At 62.8% G+C, this 20610-nt stretch carries 24 protein-coding genes; all 24 read left to right on the top strand.

What is annotated here, in order from left to right; genetic code table 11:
• Nucleotides 1-207 precede the first annotated feature (207 nt).
• Nucleotides 208-792 (top strand): hypothetical protein, encoded by a 585-nt coding sequence (locus EAE28_RS03165; RefSeq protein WP_127104356.1) that lies wholly within the window; start codon nt 208-210, stop codon nt 790-792.
• Between the two features lie 2 nt (nt 793-794).
• Nucleotides 795-1421 (top strand): transcription termination/antitermination NusG family protein, encoded by a 627-nt coding sequence (locus EAE28_RS03170; RefSeq protein ID WP_164736535.1) that lies wholly within the window; start codon nt 795-797, stop codon nt 1419-1421.
• Nucleotides 1422-1656: 235 nt separating this feature from the next.
• Complete coding sequence (locus EAE28_RS03175; RefSeq protein ID WP_220443877.1) at nt 1657-2013, top strand: HNH endonuclease; 357 nt, start codon at nt 1657-1659, stop codon at nt 2011-2013.
• A 57-nt stretch (nt 2014-2070) separates the two neighbouring features.
• Complete coding sequence (locus EAE28_RS03180; RefSeq protein ID WP_246022241.1) at nt 2071-2547, top strand: hypothetical protein; 477 nt, start codon at nt 2071-2073, stop codon at nt 2545-2547.
• 108 nt (nt 2548-2655) lie between these two features.
• Entirely contained in the window at nt 2656-4236 is a 1581-nt protein-coding gene (locus EAE28_RS03185; protein ID WP_246022243.1) for a terminase large subunit, read from the top strand.
• 3 nt (nt 4237-4239) lie between these two features.
• Entirely contained in the window at nt 4240-5484 is a 1245-nt protein-coding gene (locus tag EAE28_RS03190; RefSeq protein WP_127104360.1) for a phage portal protein, read from the top strand.
• An 11-nt stretch (nt 5485-5495) separates the two neighbouring features.
• The gene (locus EAE28_RS03195; protein ID WP_127104361.1) at nt 5496-6437 is read left to right on the top strand and encodes a S49 family peptidase; all 942 of its coding nucleotides are present in this window, start codon (nt 5496-5498) and stop codon (nt 6435-6437) included.
• 12 nt (nt 6438-6449) lie between these two features.
• Nucleotides 6450-7754, top strand: a complete 1305-nt coding sequence (locus EAE28_RS03200; protein ID WP_127104362.1) for a phage major capsid protein — start codon at nt 6450-6452, stop codon at nt 7752-7754.
• A 70-nt stretch (nt 7755-7824) separates the two neighbouring features.
• A complete protein-coding gene (locus EAE28_RS03205; protein ID WP_127104363.1) occupies nt 7825-8286 on the top strand; it encodes a hypothetical protein in 462 nt (153 codons plus the stop codon).
• A complete protein-coding gene (locus tag EAE28_RS23965; protein WP_181954473.1) occupies nt 8286-8633 on the top strand; it encodes a hypothetical protein in 348 nt (115 codons plus the stop codon). Before EAE28_RS03205 ends, EAE28_RS23965 begins: the two co-directional genes overlap by 1 nt.
• 6 nt (nt 8634-8639) lie before the next feature.
• Nucleotides 8640-9197, top strand: a complete 558-nt coding sequence (locus EAE28_RS03215; RefSeq protein WP_127104364.1) for a head-tail connector protein — start codon at nt 8640-8642, stop codon at nt 9195-9197.
• Nucleotides 9197-9538, top strand: coding sequence for a head-tail adaptor protein (locus EAE28_RS03220; protein ID WP_127104365.1), 342 nt, complete (start codon nt 9197-9199; stop codon nt 9536-9538). The genes EAE28_RS03215 and EAE28_RS03220 overlap by 1 nt, the downstream gene beginning before the upstream one ends.
• Nucleotides 9531-10004: an HK97-gp10 family putative phage morphogenesis protein gene (locus tag EAE28_RS03225; protein ID WP_127104366.1), complete on the top strand. Its 474-nt coding sequence runs from the start codon at nt 9531-9533 to the stop codon at nt 10002-10004. The genes EAE28_RS03220 and EAE28_RS03225 overlap by 8 nt, the downstream gene beginning before the upstream one ends.
• Nucleotides 10004-10177 (top strand): hypothetical protein, encoded by a 174-nt coding sequence (locus tag EAE28_RS23675; RefSeq protein ID WP_164736536.1) that lies wholly within the window; start codon nt 10004-10006, stop codon nt 10175-10177. The genes EAE28_RS03225 and EAE28_RS23675 overlap by 1 nt, the downstream gene beginning before the upstream one ends.
• Complete coding sequence (locus EAE28_RS03230) at nt 10177-10569, top strand: DUF3168 domain-containing protein (RefSeq protein WP_127104367.1); 393 nt, start codon at nt 10177-10179, stop codon at nt 10567-10569. Before EAE28_RS23675 ends, EAE28_RS03230 begins: the two co-directional genes overlap by 1 nt.
• Complete coding sequence (locus tag EAE28_RS03235) at nt 10566-10991, top strand: phage tail tube protein (RefSeq protein ID WP_127104368.1); 426 nt, start codon at nt 10566-10568, stop codon at nt 10989-10991. Before EAE28_RS03230 ends, EAE28_RS03235 begins: the two co-directional genes overlap by 4 nt.
• 2 nt (nt 10992-10993) lie before the next feature.
• Entirely contained in the window at nt 10994-11392 is a 399-nt protein-coding gene (locus tag EAE28_RS03240; protein WP_127104369.1) for a hypothetical protein, read from the top strand.
• 35 nt (nt 11393-11427) lie between these two features.
• Nucleotides 11428-11640, top strand: a complete 213-nt coding sequence (locus EAE28_RS03245) for a hypothetical protein (RefSeq protein WP_127104370.1) — start codon at nt 11428-11430, stop codon at nt 11638-11640.
• 161 nt (nt 11641-11801) lie between these two features.
• On the top strand, nt 11802-13562 hold the full coding sequence (locus EAE28_RS03250; RefSeq protein WP_127104371.1) for a phage tail tape measure protein: 1761 nt from the start codon (nt 11802-11804) through the stop codon (nt 13560-13562).
• Nucleotides 13559-14296 carry a hypothetical protein gene (locus tag EAE28_RS03255; RefSeq protein ID WP_127104372.1) on the top strand — a complete coding sequence of 246 codons (738 nt, stop codon included), beginning with the start codon at nt 13559-13561 and terminating at the stop codon, nt 14294-14296. Before EAE28_RS03250 ends, EAE28_RS03255 begins: the two co-directional genes overlap by 4 nt.
• Entirely contained in the window at nt 14287-14883 is a 597-nt protein-coding gene (locus tag EAE28_RS03260; RefSeq protein ID WP_127104373.1) for a hypothetical protein, read from the top strand. The genes EAE28_RS03255 and EAE28_RS03260 overlap by 10 nt, the downstream gene beginning before the upstream one ends.
• A gap of 14 nt (nt 14884-14897) precedes the next feature.
• Complete coding sequence (locus tag EAE28_RS03265) at nt 14898-15266, top strand: DUF6950 family protein (protein ID WP_164736537.1); 369 nt, start codon at nt 14898-14900, stop codon at nt 15264-15266.
• Between the two features lie 5 nt (nt 15267-15271).
• A complete protein-coding gene (locus tag EAE28_RS03270; protein WP_164736538.1) occupies nt 15272-17563 on the top strand; it encodes a phage tail protein in 2292 nt (763 codons plus the stop codon).
• 63 nt (nt 17564-17626) lie between these two features.
• Nucleotides 17627-20602: a hypothetical protein gene (locus EAE28_RS03275; protein ID WP_127104376.1), complete on the top strand. Its 2976-nt coding sequence runs from the start codon at nt 17627-17629 to the stop codon at nt 20600-20602.
• Nucleotides 20603-20610 lie beyond the last annotated feature (8 nt).

Here is a 20610-nt window from a genome sequence, read left to right on the forward strand (position 1 = left end):
GCCGCGTCAAAACATTCCGAAAACCTTCCGCCGGAAAGTTTCTGGAACGTTTTCGGAAAGAAACCGACCAAACGGGCACATTTGCCCGTTTTTGCGGCCCGAAAACCTTCCGGACTGAAAGGAGAAGAGAAGGAAATGAAAAACTTAGGAAACAACGGCAACCGGTTGCATGTGGATAAGTCCGGCAGGGCTGAGAAAGGGGCGAAGATGGAAACGACAGAGACCAATCGGGACCGGGTGCGCAGGCTGCTGTTCGAGCCGCTGGGGTTCAGGCACCCAAAGAAGGTGGCAGAGGCGGCGGGCGTCGCGATGCTGAACGCCGTGGCGGATGAGCTGTCCTATATGAGCGACGACAACCTTGCCGTGCTGGCGCGTATGATGCGGGTGCATGGCGAAGGATCATCGCGCGACTTCTGGCCCGCCCGCGCCGCCTTCATCAGCTTTGCGCATCTGTGCCAGCCCCTGCCCCTCGAAGCTGACACCAAGCTGATCAGCTGGTTCGCCTCGCGCGAGGGCGACCAGATGGTGCAGGACGGCACGCTGGTCGAGACCTGGCGCTATTTCGAGGCCAAGCGCATTCCGCCCGCCACGCCGCAAGCGCGGGCGCTGGTGCTGGACCGGGCGCGCGACGCTGCCCGGCGCATTGCCATCGTCCATGAGCGCCGGGATGGCGGCTGGGGTGTCGACCGGGCAGAGGCCGAGTTCGTGCGCCTGTATGAGGGCGATCAGGAACGGATGATGAAGCTGCTGCAGGATGTGCGCGCGGCAAAGGCAGAGGCGGTGCAGGGATGATGATGGCAAGAGCATTTGACGGGCGCGGTGCCGTGGCTGTGGGCGATGTGGTCAGCACCTCTGGCCCTGAACCCTTGTTCCGCCCCGGCCCGGCGCAGTGGTACGCCCTGCGTGTGGAAGCGCAGCGCGAAAACTTCGTTGAGCGCTGGCTATCACTGCGGGGTGTGATGGGGTTCCATCCGGTTGAGACCCGCATGGTGGTACGCCGCGGGCGCAAGATTCTTCACGCCAAGCGCTACCTGCCCGGTTATGTCTTCGCCCGGTTCCCTGGGTATCCTGTCGTGCATGCCATCCGCACCCTGCCTCATGTTCTGGGCGCGCTGACGGGGCAGGATGGTAACTGGGCCTGCATCAAGCCCGAGGATCTGCGCGCGCTCTATGACATGCGGCAGGTCGATGCGAAGATTAAGGATGCCGAGGCAGCAGCCGCGGCGCGGCGCAAGGCAGCGCGTGCTCTGCGTGCCGGCGGTGGTGCACTGTTTCGCGCGGGGCCGATGGCTGGAACACGCTGCGAGGTGATCGAGATTGCAGGATCGGGCGATGTGCGGGTTCGTCTGCGCCTCTTTGGGGCTGAGCACCTGGTCTCGGCACACGCAGAAGATCTGATCTCGATCCGCAAGGCCAGTTGACAGACGGCCCAAGGCGTCGCTAATGTCCCTGCTCATAGCCTCATGGCTGCGCAACCCACCCACACGGGCATCGGACGCAGTCGGGTGGGCGGCGAGGGTTCGTTCAAACGCGAGGCCCACCACGCCTGAATAGCGCCTAGCGGAAACGCCGGGCGCTTTTGCGTTTCAGGGTATGGGCAGGCTCACAGCGATCTCGTCTCGATTGGTGACATCAGCACCCCGACGCCTTGCACCGATGGTCGACCACACAGACGAACATTCTCGCGATGCCGCATCGCCCTGGCGCAAGCTGCAGAAGACTGCGCAGTGGCAGCGCCTTCGCTGGGATATCCTGATCCGCGACGACTTCACCTGCCGTTCTTGCGGTTTCGAGCATCCTCTCACCTGTGATGCCATCGCCCTCAAGGCGTTGGGTCGCAGCGATCTGATCAAGGGCAAAGCGCCCGACATGGTCGTGGATCATATCAGACCGCACAAAGGCGACGCCGCCCTGTTCTGGGGACCAGGCAACCTGCAGTGCCTGTGCAAGGCGTGCCACGACACCATCAAGCAGCGCCAAGACCGGCGGGCCGAGAGGGAGGGGGGGGTCTAATCTCCCCAACCCCCTACCCGCTCTAGACCGGCGTACATCTCACGCGGAGATTTTTTTTTGGGAAAGAGCGAAAATCAGTCCGCTGTTGGGGTCAACCTGTTCGGGGACACCGTTGTGCTGCCCTCCGGGCGGCGTGGACGGCCCGCTCATTGCTGGGCGCTCTCGACTGAAAACATGGTGACAATGGGCTGTGCACTGGGGCTGAGCGACGGCGAAATTGCGCAGGGGATCGGGGTAAGCCTTCCCACGCTGCGCAAGTATTATTTTTCTGCGCTTCAGCGGCGGGACATGCACAGGACTCGCTATGAGTTGTGGCGCGCCGCCAAACTTGCGGAATTGGGCGACTGCGGAAACGTCGGCGCGCTGAAGGAACTGGAAAAGACCATGCTGCGATTCGATCGTCTAGCGGCAGAGAAAAAGTTGCGCGACGCTGTGTCCGAACCCGAAGCTGTCGGCAAGAAGGAACAGGCCCGGCGTGCCGCGAAGACGGCTGCCGCAGGTGACAACGATCTCACGCCGGGGCTCTGGCACTAGATGATTGCAGCTCCAGCAGCACAAGCTTGGTCCATGGCTTGCCCGGACTGGGAAGAACGGATCGTCAAAGGCCAGAGCCTGATCCCCGACCTTCCGTTGTTCGACGCAGTGGCGGAAAAGGCGCTGCGGATCTTCAAGCGCCTGCGGGTGCCAGACATCACCGGGACGCCGACCAATGACGAGGTTTGCGAACAATGGGTGTTCGACCTTGTGCGGGTTATTTTTGGATCGTACGACCCGGAAGCCCGGCGTCGGATGATCAGGAATTTTTTCCTGATGATCCCGAAAAAGAACGGCAAGTCCTCGATCTCGGCTGCGATCATCGTCGTTGCGGCGATTCTGAACGATCGGCCGATGGCCGAGCTTATCCTGATCGCCGAGACGCAGAATATCGCCAAGATCGCCTTCCGGCAGGCGCAGGGCATCATCGAACTGGATGACGGCATAAAGGCGCTATTCCGGGTCAACACCAATTTGAAAGAGATCACCCACCTAAACACAGGCGCGGTGATCAAGATCCTGTCGGCGGACGGCGACGTGGTGACCGGCTCGAAAGCCGCCTATGTCCTGATCGACGAAACTCATGTGCTGGGTCACAAGGCTAAGGCCGCGGAAGTGTTCCTTGAGATCGAGGGCGGCCTATCATCGAGGCCAGAAGGCTTTGTCCTGGAGATCACCACGCAGTCGAAGGTTCCGCCGCATGGCGAGTTCAAGAAGCGGCTCGACCGCGCCCGCGATGTGCGTGACGGGCGGCTTGACCTGCCAATGCTGCCGATCATCTACGAATTTCCCGAAGCGATGCAGAAGGATCGCCGCTGGGAAGACGAAGTAAACTGGGCGCTGGTCAATCCCAATCTGGAGCGCTCGACATCGCTGGATGTGTTGCGCTCGAAGTTTATCGAGGCCAAGGATTCAGGCCCGGAATCGCTGGCACTCTTCGCGTCGCAGTTCCTGAACGTGCAGATCGGCCTTGGTTTGATGTCGAATGCCTGGGCTGGCGCGCCCTATTGGGAAGCAGCGGCGGAACCGGGGCTGGATTTCGACGCGATCATAAGGCGCTGCGACGTAGTGGTTGCGGGGATCGACGGCGGTGGATTGGATGATCTCGTTGCGTTGTCGCTGATTGGCCGGGAAAAGGGCTCGCGTCGTTGGCTGCATTGGGTGCGCGCCTGGGCGCAGCCAGACGTTCTTGAGCGGCGCAAGTCGATCGTGCCGCGGTTGCGAGATTTCGAGGCTGATGGCGATCTGGTCATCTGCACATCGACAGACCAGGACGCAGCTGAGATCGCCGAGATCTGCAAACGCGTCAATGAGGCGGGACTATTCCCGGAAACCGCTGGCATAGGCCTCGATGCCTTTGGGGTCGCCACGATCCTCGATGCGCTGGACGAAGCGGAGTTGGGCGCGCTCACCGCTGCTGTGCCGCAAGGATACAAGCTGCAGAGCGCTATCAACACCGTGCCGCGCAAGATCAAAGACCGCACCATGCGGCATTGCGGACAGGCCATCATGGCTTGGTCCGTGGGTAACGCCAAAGCCGAGCTGAAAGGATCCAACATCGTGGTGACAAAACAGGCAGCGGGCGCGGCGAAGATCGACCCATTCATGGCGACGATGAACGCGGCGATCTTAATGCTCGCTAATCCGGTAGCCTCTGCAGCCGCTGCTTACACCTATGATGGGATGTGACCCTTGGGCCTGATCGATTTTTTCCGCCGCTCGGAGCCGTCTCAGGCACGGGTAGAGCCCAGCCTGCAGGCCGCGTCGTCGGTCGAAAGCACGACCCAATGGTCGAACGGATTTATCACGCCGGGCATGGCGACGGCGGGGGTTCGGGTTGACGAGTCCACCGTGATCGGTTTGCCGGGAACACTGCAGGCCCTGCGCGTGTTGTGCGGTGTCTTCGCGATGACGCCGCTGGTCTACTATCGCCGCGATGGTGAGGGGCGTACGCCAGCGCGCGGGAATATCCTTTACGATCTGCTGCGGGTCGCAGCGAATGGTCACCAGAGCGCGTTCCATTTCCGTGAACTGATGATGGGCGACATCCTTCTGGCCGGCGAATTCAACGCCTATGTCAGTCGCGACCGCCTCGGACGCCCTGTAGCTCTGACCCGTCTGCGCCCCGGAACCTGTACCCCGGCGCTCTATTTCAGCGCGGCAGAAGGCGAAACGGTCTTTTACGATGCGACATTGCCGGATGGGCATTCTGCCCGGTTCTCTGGTCGTGACATCCTGCACATCGTTGGCCTCAGTCGCGACGGCCTGAACGGCATGAACCCCATCCGCTATGCCAGGGAAGCTTTAGGCGGCGCCATCGCCACCGAACGCCACGCACAACGGTTCTGGGCGCGCGGCGGCAAGGTCGACACCGTTCTGCAGGGCAAGGGTCGCATCAGCCGCGAGAACAAGGCGGTTATGCGCGAAGACTGGGCGCGTCTCTATGGAAACCCTGAGGCGACCAATGTCGCCGTGCTCGACCAGGACGTCACCGCGCAGTTTCTGAACAGTGACCACCAAAAGCAACAGTTTCTGGAAACGCGCGGCTACCAGCTGGGCGATCTCGCGCGGATCTGGGGCGTTCCGCCCCATCTGATCTTTGATCTGTCAAAGGCGACATTCTCGAACATCGAGCAGCAGTCACTAGAATTCCTGACCTATCACCTTGGCCCGCATTTCGAGCGGGTTTCGTCGGCAATCACAATGCGGCTCGCCGAGGCCGACCACTTTGCCGAACACCTGACGGATGCGTTGGTGAAAGGCGATCTTAAAAGCCGCATGGAAGCCTACTGGCTGCAGCGTCAGATGGGCATGGTCAGCGCCGATGAGCTGCGCCAGCGCGACAACATCAAGCCGATCGGCGGTGCAGCGGGCACCACATACTGGCGCCCCGGTAACATGGTCGATGCCGCAGAGCCAGTGCCCGGCACCCCTTAGGAGATCCTGACATGCCCGATTCCCTGCAACGCGTTCTCGGCGCGATCCATTCGCATCCCTGGGCGATCATGCCCGACTATCTGGCCGCGATCGAGGCCATCGCAATGCGCGCGTTTGAGACGGGCGCGCTGGCTGCGGTCGCAGAGGATGGTCACCAAGCGCGCCTTGCTGCTGATATGACGGCAATCGCGGCGACAGGGACACCCCTTGCAGGCGCGACGATGTCCACGGTGCGCGATGGCACCGCCGTGATCCCGGTTTTTGGCCCGATTTTCCCGCGTGCCACGATGCTCAATTCGTCGGCCGGCGGCACGTCTCTCGATGGGATCATGCGCGACTTCCGCGTTGCGCAAGCCGATGCTGATGTGAGCCGGATCGTTCTGATGATCGACAGCCCGGGCGGCGTTGTCTCCGGTCTCGGAGAAGCAGCGGCCGCCATTCGCGGATCAGCGAAGCCGGTGACGGCCTTTGTCACTGGGCTTGGTGCGTCGGCGGCATATTGGCTAGCCAGCCAGGCATCGGAAATCGTGCTCGATTCATCGGCACAGGTTGGCAGCATCGGCGTTGCCTTTTCGATGTCGCGGCAGGTTCAGCCCGGTGCCGATGGACGCATGAACTACGAAATCGTCAGCTCGAATGCGCCGAACAAACGCCCTGATCCGACCACCGATGATGGTCTCGCGGCGCTTCAATCGGAACTCGACGGGATCGAATCGGTGTTCCACGCCGACGTCGCCAAGGGCCGCAAGGTCAGTGTCGCCACTGTGCGCAGTGAATTCGGGCGTGGGGCAACAGTTGCCGCGCGCCGCGCCGTCGAACTGGGGATGGCGGACAAGATCGGCACGCTCGAGGGCGTTCTGAAAGGCGCTCGCGGTGCGGGCGGTAAAGTGGTGGGCGGCCAACGTGCGCGGCTGGCTGCCGAGATGCAACTGCGGCGACTGGCCGCGCAGTAGAGGAACGGACACATGGACCGTATCACGCAACTCCGGGCCGAACGCGCGGCCCTTCACGATCAGATGGAAGCGCTGGTCGCATCCCTCGATGATGACGGCGGCATGAGCGCCGAGCAGAGCGCCGATTTTGAAGCCATGCGCGTCAAAGACGACAAGCTCAAGGAGCAGATCGACGTTCTTGAGGACATCGAGCGGCGCAAGGCCGAGCAGGCACGCCCGGTCGGGATCATTCCGACCCCGGCGCAACCAGCCGCGGGCGCAAGCGTTCCAGCGACCCCAGCCGTTCAGGGCCTGACCTTTGCGCGGATGACGCGTTACCTGGCGGCCGGCAGCGGCAACGTGTTCGTGGCAACTCAGATCGCCGAGGCCAACGGCGACAGTGGTCTGTTTGCCAACCAGAACATGGGCAGCGGCGGTGCCGGCGGCTTCCTGGTTCCCGAAGACGTGTCGGCCGAGATCATCGAACTGCTGCGCCCGCGCAGTGTTGTGCGGGCGATGGGGCCGCGTGTCATTCCGCTGCCCAATGGCAACCTGACCACCAACCGGCGCGCCACGGGTGCCACGTTCGGCTATGTCGGTGAGCAGCAGGATGTCGCGGCGTCGGGCATGACCTTCGGGCAGATGAAACTGTCGGCCAAGAAGTTTGCGGGACTGGTGCCCATCTCGAATGATCTTCTGCGTTCGGCCTCAACCAGCGTCGACATGCTGGTGCGCGACGACATCGTCGAAGGCGCGGCATCGTCGGAAGATCTGTACTTCCTTCGCGGTCCTGGCACCGAGAACGCGCCCTTGGGGCTTCGCAACCAGCTGATCGGTAGCGCCTTCGCGAGCCTCAATGTGTTGACCATGACGGCGTCTCCGGACCTTCAGAAGATCGACAACGATCTCGGGCGGCTGGAGCTGGCGATGATGAACCAAAGCATCGACCCCAGTGCCGCGCACTGGGTGATGTCGCCGCGCTCGGCCATGTATCTGACCAATTTGCGCGATGGCAACGGCAACAAGGTCTATCCCGAAATGTCGGCTGGCCAACTGCGCATGAAGCCGGTGAAGGTGACCAACCAGATCCCGTCGAATCTGGGCGGTGGCACCGAGTCCGAAATCGGACTGATCCATCCCTCGCATGTCGTGATCGGTGAGCAAGGGGGAATCGCAATCGCGATGTCGACCGAGGCTGCCTACAAGGACAGCAACGGGACGATGCAGGCCGCTTTCAGTCGCGATGAGACGCTGATGCGGCTGATCATGCACCACGACATCGGCCTGCGCCACCTGCCCGCCGTTGCCTGGCTGACGGGCGTCACCTGGGGCGTCTGATCGCGGCCTTGCCATTGGCGCGGCGGAATGACCTGCCGCGCCGCTCACAGATCCAAGTGGAGTCAAGATTATGACCACGCAAATCCGCTCGATCGGCGATCTGATCGCCGTGCGCAACGCGGCGGGCCCCGCCGCGCTGACCGCAGCCGGGACCGGCGACAACACCGCCGTGACCGGCGTCATCATCGACCGCGCTGCGCTGAACTGGCCGCAGTCCTGCACGGTGGTGATCCCCTTCATCGCGACCCTTGCCGCCGCAGCAACGCTTTCGGTGACGGCCACGCTGCAAGACGGCGACAATTCGGCGCTGAGTGATGCCGCGACCTTCGCCGCTATCGCTTCCGGTGTCGCCGCCACGGGTGAATCGGGGGGCAGTACCGAGCAATCGCAGATCGAGGTTGATGTCAGCCTCGCCGGGGCCAAGCGCTATGTGCGCCTCAACTTTACCCCTGACCTGTCCGCAGGTGCCACCGACACCGCCCGTGTGGGCGCGGTGATCGCATTCGGTGGTTCCAATAGGTTGCCGATCTGATGCTGCGGGTTCGTGTCAACCGGCCGTTCCGCAACCTGATGCGAGGTGAGTTTGCCGGGTTCCCTGAGAGCGAAGCGAAAACGCTGATCGACCAGGGTTTCGTCGTCGATGTCGCGGCCGAGGCAGAAGCTGATCGCCTGGCTGCCGAGGAGGCCGCCAAGGCAGAAGCCGATCGCCTGGCCGCCGAGGAGGCTGCCAAGGCAGAAGCCGATCGCCTGGCTGCCGAGGAGGCTGCCAAGGCAGAAGCCGATCGCCTGGCCGCCGAGGAGGCTGCCAAGGCAGAAGCCGATCGCCTGGCTGCCGAGGAGGCTGCCAAGACGAAAGGCGGCAAGGCTGCGAAGGGCTGACCCACAATGAACCTGCAGCGTACCGTTCCGCCTGAGAGTGCGCCCGTCACTCTGGCCACCTTCAAGGAACATCTTCGCATTCGGCACGACGATCAGGACGCCTTGCTCGCGACCTACCTGTCAGCCGCAGCAAGCGAACTCGATGGCCCTGCCGGAACGTTGGGCAGGTGCATTATGACCCAGACATGGGTTCTTCGGCTCGCCCTTTTTGGCGGGCCGATCGCGCTGCCGATCACCCCGTTGCAAAGCCTTACGGTGGAATATGTCGACACGGTCGGCGACACACAGACACTTCCCGAAACTGCGTACACCTTGCGCCTGCCCTTCCGGGGACGGCCGATTGTAGAGTGGGACGCGACAGTGCTGCCCGGCTTGTCTCAGACCGAAGATTTCCCGGTGATCCTGACGATGGTCGGTGGCGCGGACGCCAGCGACCCGGCGCTGAGCCAACTGGTCATGATGCGCGCCGCCGATTTCCTGCGCACGCCCGAGGCAGCGGGGGCGCAGCGCTACATCAATCCTTCATATGAAGGATTGCTTGTCTCCAACCGGCTGGTTTTGTGATGACAAGTGCTGGCCAACTTGATCAGGAAGTTCAGTTCCTGCGCGCGTCAAAAACCGACAACGGGGTTGAACAGGTCGAGACCTTCACTGCGCTTGGCGATCCTGTTTGGGCAGAACGGGTCTATGCCAGCGACGGCGAAAAGTGGCGTGCGCAGCAGGTTCAGGCGCAAATCAGCGCCCGTTTCAAGCTGTGGTCATCCGCATTTTCGCGGGGCCTGACCCTCAAGGATCGCCTGAGCTGCGGCGGCGAACTCTATGACATAACGGGCATCAAGCCAGTCGGCAACAATCTCGATTTTATCGAGATCAGCGCCGTTGCCCGCGCGGTCGAAAATGTCTAGCACCGTGTCCCTCACAGGTTTCCGCGAGCTTGAGGCGGTCTATGCGCAGCTCGCAAACCCAACGGCGCGCAAGGCGTCTGCGCGTCGGGCGCTGCGCAAGTCGGCTGAGCCGATGGCCGCGACGGCGAATGGCCTGGCGCCGAATGATACGTCCACCGAGGGAAAGAGCATCGAGGTGCTTGTCGGCACCCGGCTAAGCCGCCGTCAGGCGCGCCAGCATCGCCGCATGTTTCGCGACGACCGGGCGGCGGTCGAGATGTTCGTCGGGGCCGCCCCGCATCCAGCCAGCTGGAACCAAGAGTTCGGCAACCGGATCCACGCCGCCCAGCCATATTTGCGCCCGGCGTGGGATCAGGACCGCGCCGCGATGCTCGAGCAGCTGGGGCGGGAACTGGCAATCGACATTCACCGCACCGTCGCTCGGGCCGAGCGACGTGCAGCGCAGTTGGCCGCGAGGGGGCAGTGATGGCACAGGTGATCCTGAAAATTCGTATCCCGCGCTGGCGTATCCGCGCCGCCAGGCCGTTCATCTCTGCCCTTTCAGTCATCGAATGGCTGCTCCCCGGCACAATCGCCCCCGATCGTTGGTGTGACCGGGTGGCCGCATGGGTTAGCGCTGGCATCCGGGTCGATTCCTGATGGAGGCCGAATTCCGCGCCATCCTCACCGGCACGTCGGCAATCACGGCTATCGCGCCGACGACAGCGATCAATTTCGGCGAAGCACCGCAGGGCACCGCCCTGCCCTATGTCGTTCTGACGACCATTGGCGATGGTGCGGGCCTCACGCTCAAGGGCAGCGACGGCTTGTCCGCAGGGCGGGTGCAGGTCGACTGCTACGCCTCGACGGCATCGGGTGCGATGACCTTGGGCAAGCTGATCCGCCACGCCCTGCATGGCTACCGCGCCGGAAACTTCCGCCTGATCGAGCATGTCGGCACCCGCGACAACCGCGAGGGCGGCTCCAACGAACCTGACCGGCCGCACCGTCGCAGCCAAGATTTCATCACCCATTGGAGGGATATGACATGACCGAAACTGCAGCAGACATCGGCTATGATTCCGAAGTCGGGTTCGAGGCCACCAAGGGCTCGGGCACTTACACTGCGCTCGCCGAGATCGTCTCGATCGGCGGCATGCAGTTCACCCGCGAGTTTTTCGATGCCACGCATCTGAAAAGCGACGACCGGTTCAAGGAATACGTCCTGGGCCTGTTCGACACGGGTTCGGTGCCGCTTACGCTGAACTTCGCCCCCAGCGCCAGCGATGTGTTTTACACCCAGATGCTCGCTGCAGCGACCGGCTATCAGCTCACCTTCCCCAACGGCGTTATGATGCGCTTTGTCGGCGCGTTTGAGAGCTACACCACGCCGACGCTTGAGAACGGGATCATGCGGGCCGAGGCGGTGCTCAAGCGCACGACCGGCAAGCCGACCCTGCATGCGGCGGTTTGATCATGGCTGATATCACCGGTGTCGTGCGGCTGACGGCGAACAGCAAAGAATACAGGATGTTCTTTGGCACGACTGCACTTGCGGCATTGTGCGCAAAATACGGGAAAAACTTCCTGGCGGAACTTGAGGGCGCGATCGAGGCGGGCGGTGCTGGCCTCGATTTCGGGATTGTGGTCGATATCTATCGTGAGGCGCTGCAGCGCTTCCACGTCGATGACCTTGTTGCCGATCCCTATCTGCCCGACGACCTGTTTGTACAGAATGCTGATGGCATGTCGCAAATGATGGCAGCTGCGTTTCCTGACGCCGATGGTGGCCAGGGAAACGCCCAGAAGGTGAGGAAGACGCGAAAGCCATCGACCTCACCGCGTGGCTCACGGAATACGTCGGCGCGGGGCTAGATCCCGCACGCTTTTGGGAAATCACGCCGCGGCTGATGTTGATCGAGTTGGGCGGTGCCCGGCTGCGTGCTGAGCGCGAACGCTCGCTCACCTGGTTCGGTGCCATGATGCCCCACCTCAAGAAACGGCCAAGTCATGACGAATTCGTGCGGCCCAAACCGCGTGCGACGCGTCAGTCGCGCGAGGAACTGAACGCGGTGCTGATGGCCCTGGCGACAGCTTGGGGCGCGGAATGGGTGGATAAATGACACAATCGGTCATCGGAGCGCTGCGCGTAAACTTAGGGCTGGATTCGGCGCAGTTCACGCGTGGGGCTCGGCAGGCCCAGTCCACGACGCAGCGCCTCGGCGCTCAAATGCAGCGCCTTGGGGCGGGCATCTCGGCCATCGGCGCGGGGATCGTGGTTGCGATGCGCGGGCAGATCAATGCCGCAGATGAGATGGGCAAGGCTGCGCAACGCATCGGGATCCCGGTCGAGGCACTGTCGCAACTGCGCTATGCAGCGGATCTGTCGGCGGCGTCGGTCACCGCGCTGGACAGCGGGGTCCAGCGGCTTTCACGCGGGATGGCTGATGGTTCTGATCGCCTGACGGCACTGGGGATAGCCGCGCGCAATTCGGACGGCACACTGCGGCCCGTGACGGATGTAATGGCAGAACTCGCGGATCGGTTTGCTGCGATGCCAGATGGGGCCGAAAAAACCGCTCTGGCGATCGAGTTGATGGGTCGATCGGGGGCTGAGTTGATCCCGCTGTTGAATGGCGGATCTGCTGCGTTGCGTGGAATGATGGCCGAGGCCGACGCCCTCGGGCGAACAATATCGCAAGAGACCGCTACCTCTGCGGCCCAGTTCAATGATGCGATCACGCGACTGCAGGCAGCCGCTTCGGGACTGATGACGCAGCTCGCCGCCGGACTTATCCCGGTTCTGGGCGCGCTGGCTGAATGGTTCTCACAGATCGTCGCTGGAATGGCTGGTCTCTCGCCCGAAATGCGCACGCTGGCGACGGCGATCGCGGGGATTACAATTGTGGGCGGCCCGGCCTTGATTGTGCTGGGCACTCTTGTGCGATCTCTCGGCGCGTTGCGGGTTGCCCTTGTGGCGGCATCGGGCCCCTGGGGCATTTTGGCGGCTCTTGTCGCGGCTGCAGCGGGCTACTTTCTGCTGTTCCGCGATAATGCCGCCCCGGCACAAACCGCCGCCGAGGAAACGGCAGCAGCCATGGGCGCGCTGAATACGGCGATGGGCACATTCTACACGTCAGCTTCACCGCAGACTGCAAGCAGTGCGATCACCGCCGCGAACGCACTGCGCACACAGGCGGCAGCAGCTCGCGATGCTGCGGCATCACAGCTTGCGCTGCTCGAGGCCGAGCTGACGCGGTTCCAGAACGCGCCAGTTGAAGAGCGCGGGCTGATGACTGGCGACAGTGAAGAGCGCAACCGCGCAAATGATGTGCTTGCAGCTCAAGTGGATCTCGACCGCGCCCGCGCTTCGCTTATCGAGGCAGAGGCCGCTGCCGACCGCGCGGTTCGAGCAGTGACGGGCGCTATGTCCGAGAACATCGAAGTCGCGGCAAACCTGACGGCCACAACCCAAACTTTGAATGTCGCAGTGGCTGCGACAGGCGCAGCCGCAAGCGGTTCTGCGGCAGCAGTTGAAGAGGTCACCGACGCGAGCGAAGAGGCCAATGATCGCCTGCAATCGCAAGCGCAGACTTTAACGGGACTGTTTATGGCCGCGACGCGGGGCGCAGATGCGGCCCGACAGGCGCTATCGCAGCTCTTGTCCCGAGCTGCTGAGGCTTTGGCAAACCAAGCCTTTATGTCCTTGCTCGGCGGTGGGTCTGGCGGCAAAGGCGGCGGCTTCTTGAGCGGGTTGCTTTCCATGATCTCATTTGAAGGGGGCGGTTATACCGGGATGGGGGTGCGCGCCGGTGGGTTGGATGGTCGCGGCGGCAAGCTTGCGATGGTGCATCCTGATGAGACCGTTATTGATCACAAGAACGGCGGCAGCACGGGATCCAGCACCTTTTACATCGACGCGCGCGGGGCGCAGCAGGGCGTTGCCGAGCAGATCGAGCAGGCACTGCGGCGCGCCAAGCCGGGAATCATCCGCGATTCAGTCACCGCGACGCATAAAAGCTTCGGTGAGGTGCGTCCCGCATGACGGTGATCTACGCCTTTCCGCCGCTCAAATACACCGCCACGCTGCTCGACGACGAACTGCCGTCGCGGTCGTCTCGCGGTGTGTTCAGCGGGCAGGACTATGTGTCGTCGTCGGGTCCTCGCCGCCGGGTCATTCGCGTCACAGCGTCATCGCTGTCGGGAAACCGCGACGGGGCGGGCATGAGCGCAAGCCTCAATCGCCTCTTGGACGGCGGTGTCAATCTGGTGCGCATGGCGTGCCCATCGATCAACTGGTGCCATGAAGCGCGCCCGCTGGCTTCGGCTCCTTTGACCTGGACAACCGAGGGTGACCCGCTTGAATGGACGGATGGCGGCGATCCGCTCTTGTGGTTCACCGGCCCTGCCCTGGCGGCGACTGTCACCACGCTGAACGGCTTTGCTGCGCTGGCGCTCACGGGCTTGACGCCGGGCGCTCTGGTCTGCCGCGCCTATGATGTGATCAGGGTATACGTCGAGGGCGAAGACGGCGGGGCATCGCGCGCTGTCAAGACAGTGTTTGCGGATGCGTCGGGCGATGCGGTGATCCCGCTGTTCGATGCGCTGCCTGCCGGGATCGTCAGCGTGGGCGACACCGAGACAGCGGTTTTCCGGGTCACCAGCCGGTCGCCATCGGACCAGCCGGTCAGCGGCAATTGGATGTATTCCTGGGCGCTGCGCGAGGTGTTGCCGGATGAGTATCCCGAGGATGCCACCGAGGTTGACCCATGGGCCTGACGCGCGACATCGATGATGATCTGCTCGCGGCCATCTCGGCGGGCGGCTTCCACCCTGTGACGCTGGTTTTCGTGGACTGGCCGGATGACCCCGTGCGCGTGCATTCCGGGTCAGGGACGATCAGCTGGGGCGGGCACGACTGGATCGGCCTGCATGAAATGAACGCCGGAACCGTGACCCTGCCCGATGAGGCAGCATCGCTGGCGATGGTCGAGGGCACGGCAACGGCGGGCGGTGATCCAGACCTGATCGATGAGATCCTTGGCGATGCCGAGGCAGCGCGCGGCCGGACGGTACAGGTATGGTTCGGCGCGACAACCGAGCGGGCCGGAACGGTCCTGATCGGGGATCCCATGCTGTGCTTCACCGGTGGCATTGGCACGGTCAGCGATGAGGACACTGCCGACGGCGACATTGATATGGTCCGGCTGGTGAGCCTGCAGATCACCAGCGGCCCGTCGCAGCGCTCGCGCGCCGCGACGCATCACAGCTGGGATGACCAGCGGCGCACCGACCCTGACGACACGGCAGGGCGGTGGGTGTCGGGGGCAATCGGCAATCTCGTGGCGTCGCTGCCGAAATGGTGACGCACGATGCGGCTATGGACGCGGTTCTGGACGTAATGTCCGGGCCGTGGGTCTGGGGGGTGTCGGACTGCTGCACGGCGGCGTGCGACGTGTTCCAGCGCCTGCACGGCATTGACGCGATGGCACCGCTGCGGGGCAGGTACAGCACCGAGGCTGGGGCCTATGCGCTGATCCGTGATGCAGGGGGCTGGCGACGGCTTTTCATGGGGCTGGCTGCTGAATCGAACCTCAAGCCCGGTGACGGCTCACCGGGGGAAATTGGCCTCATTCGTGCGGGTGGGCGGCGGGCGCTCGCCATATCGGTCGGGGGCGACATGTGGGCATCCCGCGTCGATGGCGGATTTGCGACGTTCAAGAAAGTGATCCTGTCATGCCAGAGTTGATCACAATGCAGCTCATCAGCTGGGGCGTAAGCAAAACCCTTGCGGTCGTCATCGCGAATCTCGGCGTGTCGGTTGTTCTATCGGCTGCGAGTCAGCTGCTTCAGAAAAATAGCCAAGGCTCTGATCTTTCGCGCGAGCTTGCGACGCCAGATAGCCTGCCGCCATACCGCACGGCCTATGGCCGCAACGTACGCATCCAAGGGTCTCCTGCGCCGTATTGGGTAGTCAAGAATGGGGTGCTCTTTGGCTGCCTGCTCCTGAGCAGCCGCGTCAGCGAGGGGAGAAACTTTTCACTTTACATCGACCGCCGCGCTGTCGGCTTGTCTGGCGATGCGTACGATTTCGGCGGACACTCAACTGGCACGGCCACCGTCCTTGAGGGCAACACTACAGTCGATTTTGCGCACGGACTTGCCTCCGCACCCATTGGTGACGGTATGGCCGCATGGACCGATGATGGCCCGGTAACGATCTCGACCGTCGGCTCAACCACTTTGAGGGTCACTCTTGGCGCAGCTGCGCCCGTGGGTGGCACCATCGTAACGTGGCGGGCAGTCAAAGGAACGAATGGCGGCGTCGGGCTGAACTATCCGTTTTCTGGCCATGTCAATGTGTGGTTTGGCCGAGGCGACCAAACGCATCCGCCGTCTAAAATCCTTGAGGAGGTCGGAGACCTGCGCGGCCTGAACCCGACAAAGTTCTGGGCGACTGATCGCTGGACTGGCCGCACGGTGCTCTGGGTACGGTTTGCGGCTGGTGACGATGAGGAGCGCTTAGACCGCTGGCCGTCCAGCCCACCGATGGTTGAAGTCCAAGCTGATTGGACAACTGTTTGGGACCCGCGCGATCCCGATCAGGATGCGGATGACCCGGAAACATGGGCCGTGAGCGACAATCAAGCACTATGTCTGCTGGACGCGCTGCGTTTCAATCCCATCGCCCGATATAGTTCGGCGCAGATCAGGCTCGATGACTTCACGGATGCGGCAAATATTGCGGATGAGGTTGTCCCTCTTAAATCAGGAGGGGCAGAGCGGCGCTATCGCGTGGGCGGGATGATCGCTTACGGCAATGGGGCTGAGCTTTCCGACGTGCTCAAACCGTTGGAAAGCGCCGGGGCGGGGTCATTGTTCCGCTCGGGCGGAAGGATCGGCTATTCGCCGGGGGCCTGGGAAGCGCCCGAGGTGACGCTGACAGAGTGCCTGCGCAACCAGCCGGTGGTATTCCGCCGCACGCGGCCCACGCGCGACCTCCCCGGCGCGATCAAGGCTGTGCATCCAGATCCTTCAGCCGGATGGGAAAGCACCGAAGAATCGCCCTATCCGGTATCGGCTGACTGGGAAGGTGCAGACGACAGGATCACCTCGCTTGACCTTGGCCTGGTGTTCTCGAGCCCGCAGGCGCAGCGGATCCAGAAGATCATCGCGGAGCGCCTGAAAGTGCAGCGGCAGTTGTCCGCGCTGTTCCCCCCAAGCGCCCTGAAAGCGCAAGCCGGTGGCAGGGTATCAGTGTCGCTTCTCGATCGCCCGACAGATGCCCGCAACGGCACCTATCGTGTGACGCGTTCACACCCGGCGCAGTGGCTCGAAAGTGGCGACGGGGTGGCGCTGCAATTGCCGCTCGATCTCGAAGAGGATGCAGAGGGCGTCTATGCGTGGGACGCTGCCACCGACGAAGTTGAGCGGCCCGACCAATCGACGGTCCCGCCAGACCCGACAGTTATCGATGCCGCTTATACTTCAATCACCGTCACCGGCACTGAAATCGAGGTCGTGGTTGTCGGCATCGGCGTAATCTTCAACGTGATCGACGCGTTGGAGCTTGAATACCGACGCAATCAAGATCCTTTCTGGCTTCCCGTTGCGATCATGGGTGACGGCGGACCGTTCACGCAAACCATCAACCCAGCTGTTTCGGGTTCGAGCTATGATTTTCGGCTTCGGTCTCTTGTGGATGATCGCGTCGGAGCGTGGAACATCGAATATGCGGCACAGGTAGGGTTCACTCTTGGCGTACCTTCCGGCGTCGCCCTTACCGCTGGCGCGGGTTCGATCGAGGTTGATGCCACTGCCCCGTCTGACACGGCCTGCGCGGCGCTTCAGATCTGGATTGGCACCAGCACCGATCCAGAGCTTGCCATCCTCTATGCCGAGATCCTTTGCGATCCCTCGGACCCGGTGAACACCACCGTCACCGGTCTTCCTGCTGGCGTCCTGCACCGCGTCTTTGTCCGCGCCGTCACCGAAAACACCGCCGTTGGCCCCTGGGCCGCGACCGTCACTGCCACCCCAACTTGATCCCGCAATTAGCAGCAAGCCTGCCCCGCTTCGTGCGGGGCTTTATTCGTTGAGGTAATCCCCATGCCAGCACCGACAGTCACGCGGCCCGTCACGGGCACTGCGCCCAACAAGGGCATCTCGATCGAGGCAGACAAGGCCGCAATTGATGGCGCGCTGGCCGAAAACTACGGCAACATCGAGGCGCACAAGGCGGCCACGGACAACCCGCACAGCGTGACAAAGGCGCAGCTTGGCCTCGGCAGCGTGGACAACACCGCGGACGTCGACAAGCCGGTGAGCACCGCAACGCAAGCGGCGCTTGACGCCAAGGCCGCGCTGTCCGCCCTCACCACCGAAACAGCGGGCCGAATCCTCAGCGACGTGATTGTCGGCTATGCCCGCCCGGGGGAAATGCCGGAAGCATACCGCAGCGAGATCACCGGCGCGGCCAGCGCGGGCACCCCTTATAGCGGCTCGAATGTGGTCGTCGATGACGAACTCGGCGCGTGTATCGAGCTGGTTGACGTGGCGACCCATGTTGCTGCCCGCCAGCCGACGCCGACTGAGCCCGGCCGGGTCTATCTGTTGCGTGTTGCCGTCAAGCGCGAGTCCGACCCCGCCGACCCCTTGGGTGATGCCGTTGAATACGGGGTGCGCTTCTTGCAGCCCGCTCTGACCGGTGTTGCAGGCGGCTCGGGCAACCGGGTTATCTCGATCGATGACCCGCTTGTTGCCGCTGATGGCTGGCAATATTTCGACGCGACGTTCTCGATCGATGTCGAAGGCGTCGACTACACCATTCCAGCGGGCGCTGCGTTTGGTGCCCCATGGGTCCGCACCTATGGCACCGATCATCAAACGCGGATCGCCCGTGTCGAACTGACTGACATCAGCAGCGCGTGGGTAGGGTTGCGGGCCGAAGATGCCTCTGCGACCGCTGTTGCTGCTGCAGTGGTCGCAACGACGAAAGCGGGGGAGGCTACCGATGCGAGCGTTCAGACTGGGCTGGATGTTTCGACTTCCACAAGCCGAGCCCTCGATGCGCAGGCAGTAGCAACTGGCTCGCCAGGCGCTGACCGTCCGTGGCTTCTCTCTTCCGAGGTAACGGGTTCGGCAGCGAGCCTGACCGGGTTCAGCGACGATGACGTTGTGGCTGATGCTGTTCTCGGATCGGCAATTCAGCTGACTGGCGGCGAAAACCTCTATGCCTCAGACCGGGCGCGCATCGACCTTGTGCCGGGCCGGGTGTTTCAGGCCACTTGGGATTTCCGCCGCGCAACCGATCTGTCGGGTGCGGGCAGTATCAACCTGCGGGTCAGGACGTGGGAGGCTGACGGCACCACGCAGGTCGATATGATCTCCTACAGCGACAACTCATTCTCTGTTGCAGACGGACGGCAGACGATCGGCCAGACGTTCTCTCTCGACGTTGCGGGCGTGGATCATTTGCTTGATCCAGCGGCATCTGCCCGTGCCTATATCTATGCCTATGACGCGGCTGGAACTGGCGTCGTGCTGATCGGAAGCATCCAGTTCCGTGATGTGACGGAAAGCTGGCTGGCTCAGCAGGCGGCGGCAAGCGCTGGCGTCTGGGGCGGCTATGTCTATCCGAACCTGGCGGCATTCACTGCGGTGGCATCTTCGCTGTCCGCATCGATCACCCGAGTGGCCTGCAAGGCCCCTGACGGGAGCACGATCGCCTTTGCCCGCTTAGCGTTGGCGACAGAGTTTGCCGCGCTTCCGGGCTGGATTGCAGATGGTGTTCGCACGCCGTGGCACCATGGGGCGCTTGGCGATGACTCCGCAAATGATCGTCCAGCCTTTGCCGAAATGAACGCGGCAGGCGGGAGAGCTTACATCCCCGTTCCACCCACAGCATGGAACTTGTCTGCGCCCATCGCGCTCGATGCTGTTGATGCAATCTTTGACGCAACAGCGAGTTGGGAAACCTTGACTGGTGGCGGAAGCATCACATGGGGCGGTGGCAGGGTCACGCAAGCTGAGGAACAAAGCCCCATTCCGGGCTATCCCTACCGGATGCCTGACCGCCTTTTTGTCGGGTTTCAGGCAGCGGCGCAGTATGCTGCGGATACCATGGTCGGCAACGATGGCGGTTCGGCGTGGTTTGGTGATAGCGCGAACGGGGCGTCATATCTGCCGCGCGACGCGCGCGCGGTGTTTTCCGGCGACGGCCTCGTTGGTGCAGCCTTTGTCTCGCGGACATCGGACAGGACAACTGACCAGCGCCCAACTATTGGGGCGGGGTCATACGTCGTTAACGACGGCTATGATGGCGACCCGACTGCGGCATGGGCGTGGATCGCAGAACTGGACCTGCAACGCGCCGGCGGCACTATCTATGGCATGGAAATCGGGGCTAAGGACACCTCGACTGCATCAAGGAACCCATCAACACCATACGTGACGCGCGGCGGCGTATTTGGTATTTGGGGCGCTGGAGGCGGCGACGCTAGTTTCGGAGACCCGGCGCTTAAACCGGCGGACAGTTTGATCCATTGCCTGCGGAATAATTTAAGCGGGCTTGGCGTCGGCGGGTGGGAGTCGGCGCTCACGGTCAGGGCGGATGCGATTTTTGGCACGGATGGTTCTGCCGCGTCCACTACGACTGGTGACGCCATAAAGCTTGCCAGGATGCACAGGATTGCGTGGTTCGAGCCGGGTACGGAGACGGTTGGTTTCTCGTTCCACAGTTCCGTGAAAACTGCCGCAGAGGCATGGTATCTCACAGCTGGCGCACAGAGCCTGACCGGGCGCAGGACGTCCGACAATAAGATACTGTGGCAAATGAGGGACAGTGGCGCTGGCGCGGTCGATTATCCAGCGCTCCAAAATGGAAACGGACTCGCGACCCTCTACGCGGAGGGCGACAGCGCGAATGTTGATATGCGGATACTTCCAAAGGGTTCTGGCGTTCTGCGTCACGGCGTTGGCGTGGCCGCGTCTAACCCCGCGGCCTTCTCAGCAGACGGCTATATTGCAGAAAAGCTCGCCAATGGAACCTTGGTCTACAAGCCGTATTCCGTCAGTCCTTGGTGAGAATGGAA

Origin of the sequence: Pararhodobacter zhoushanensis, assembly GCF_003990445.1 — a bacterium.
GTDB lineage: Bacteria > Pseudomonadota > Alphaproteobacteria > Rhodobacterales > Rhodobacteraceae > Pararhodobacter > Pararhodobacter zhoushanensis.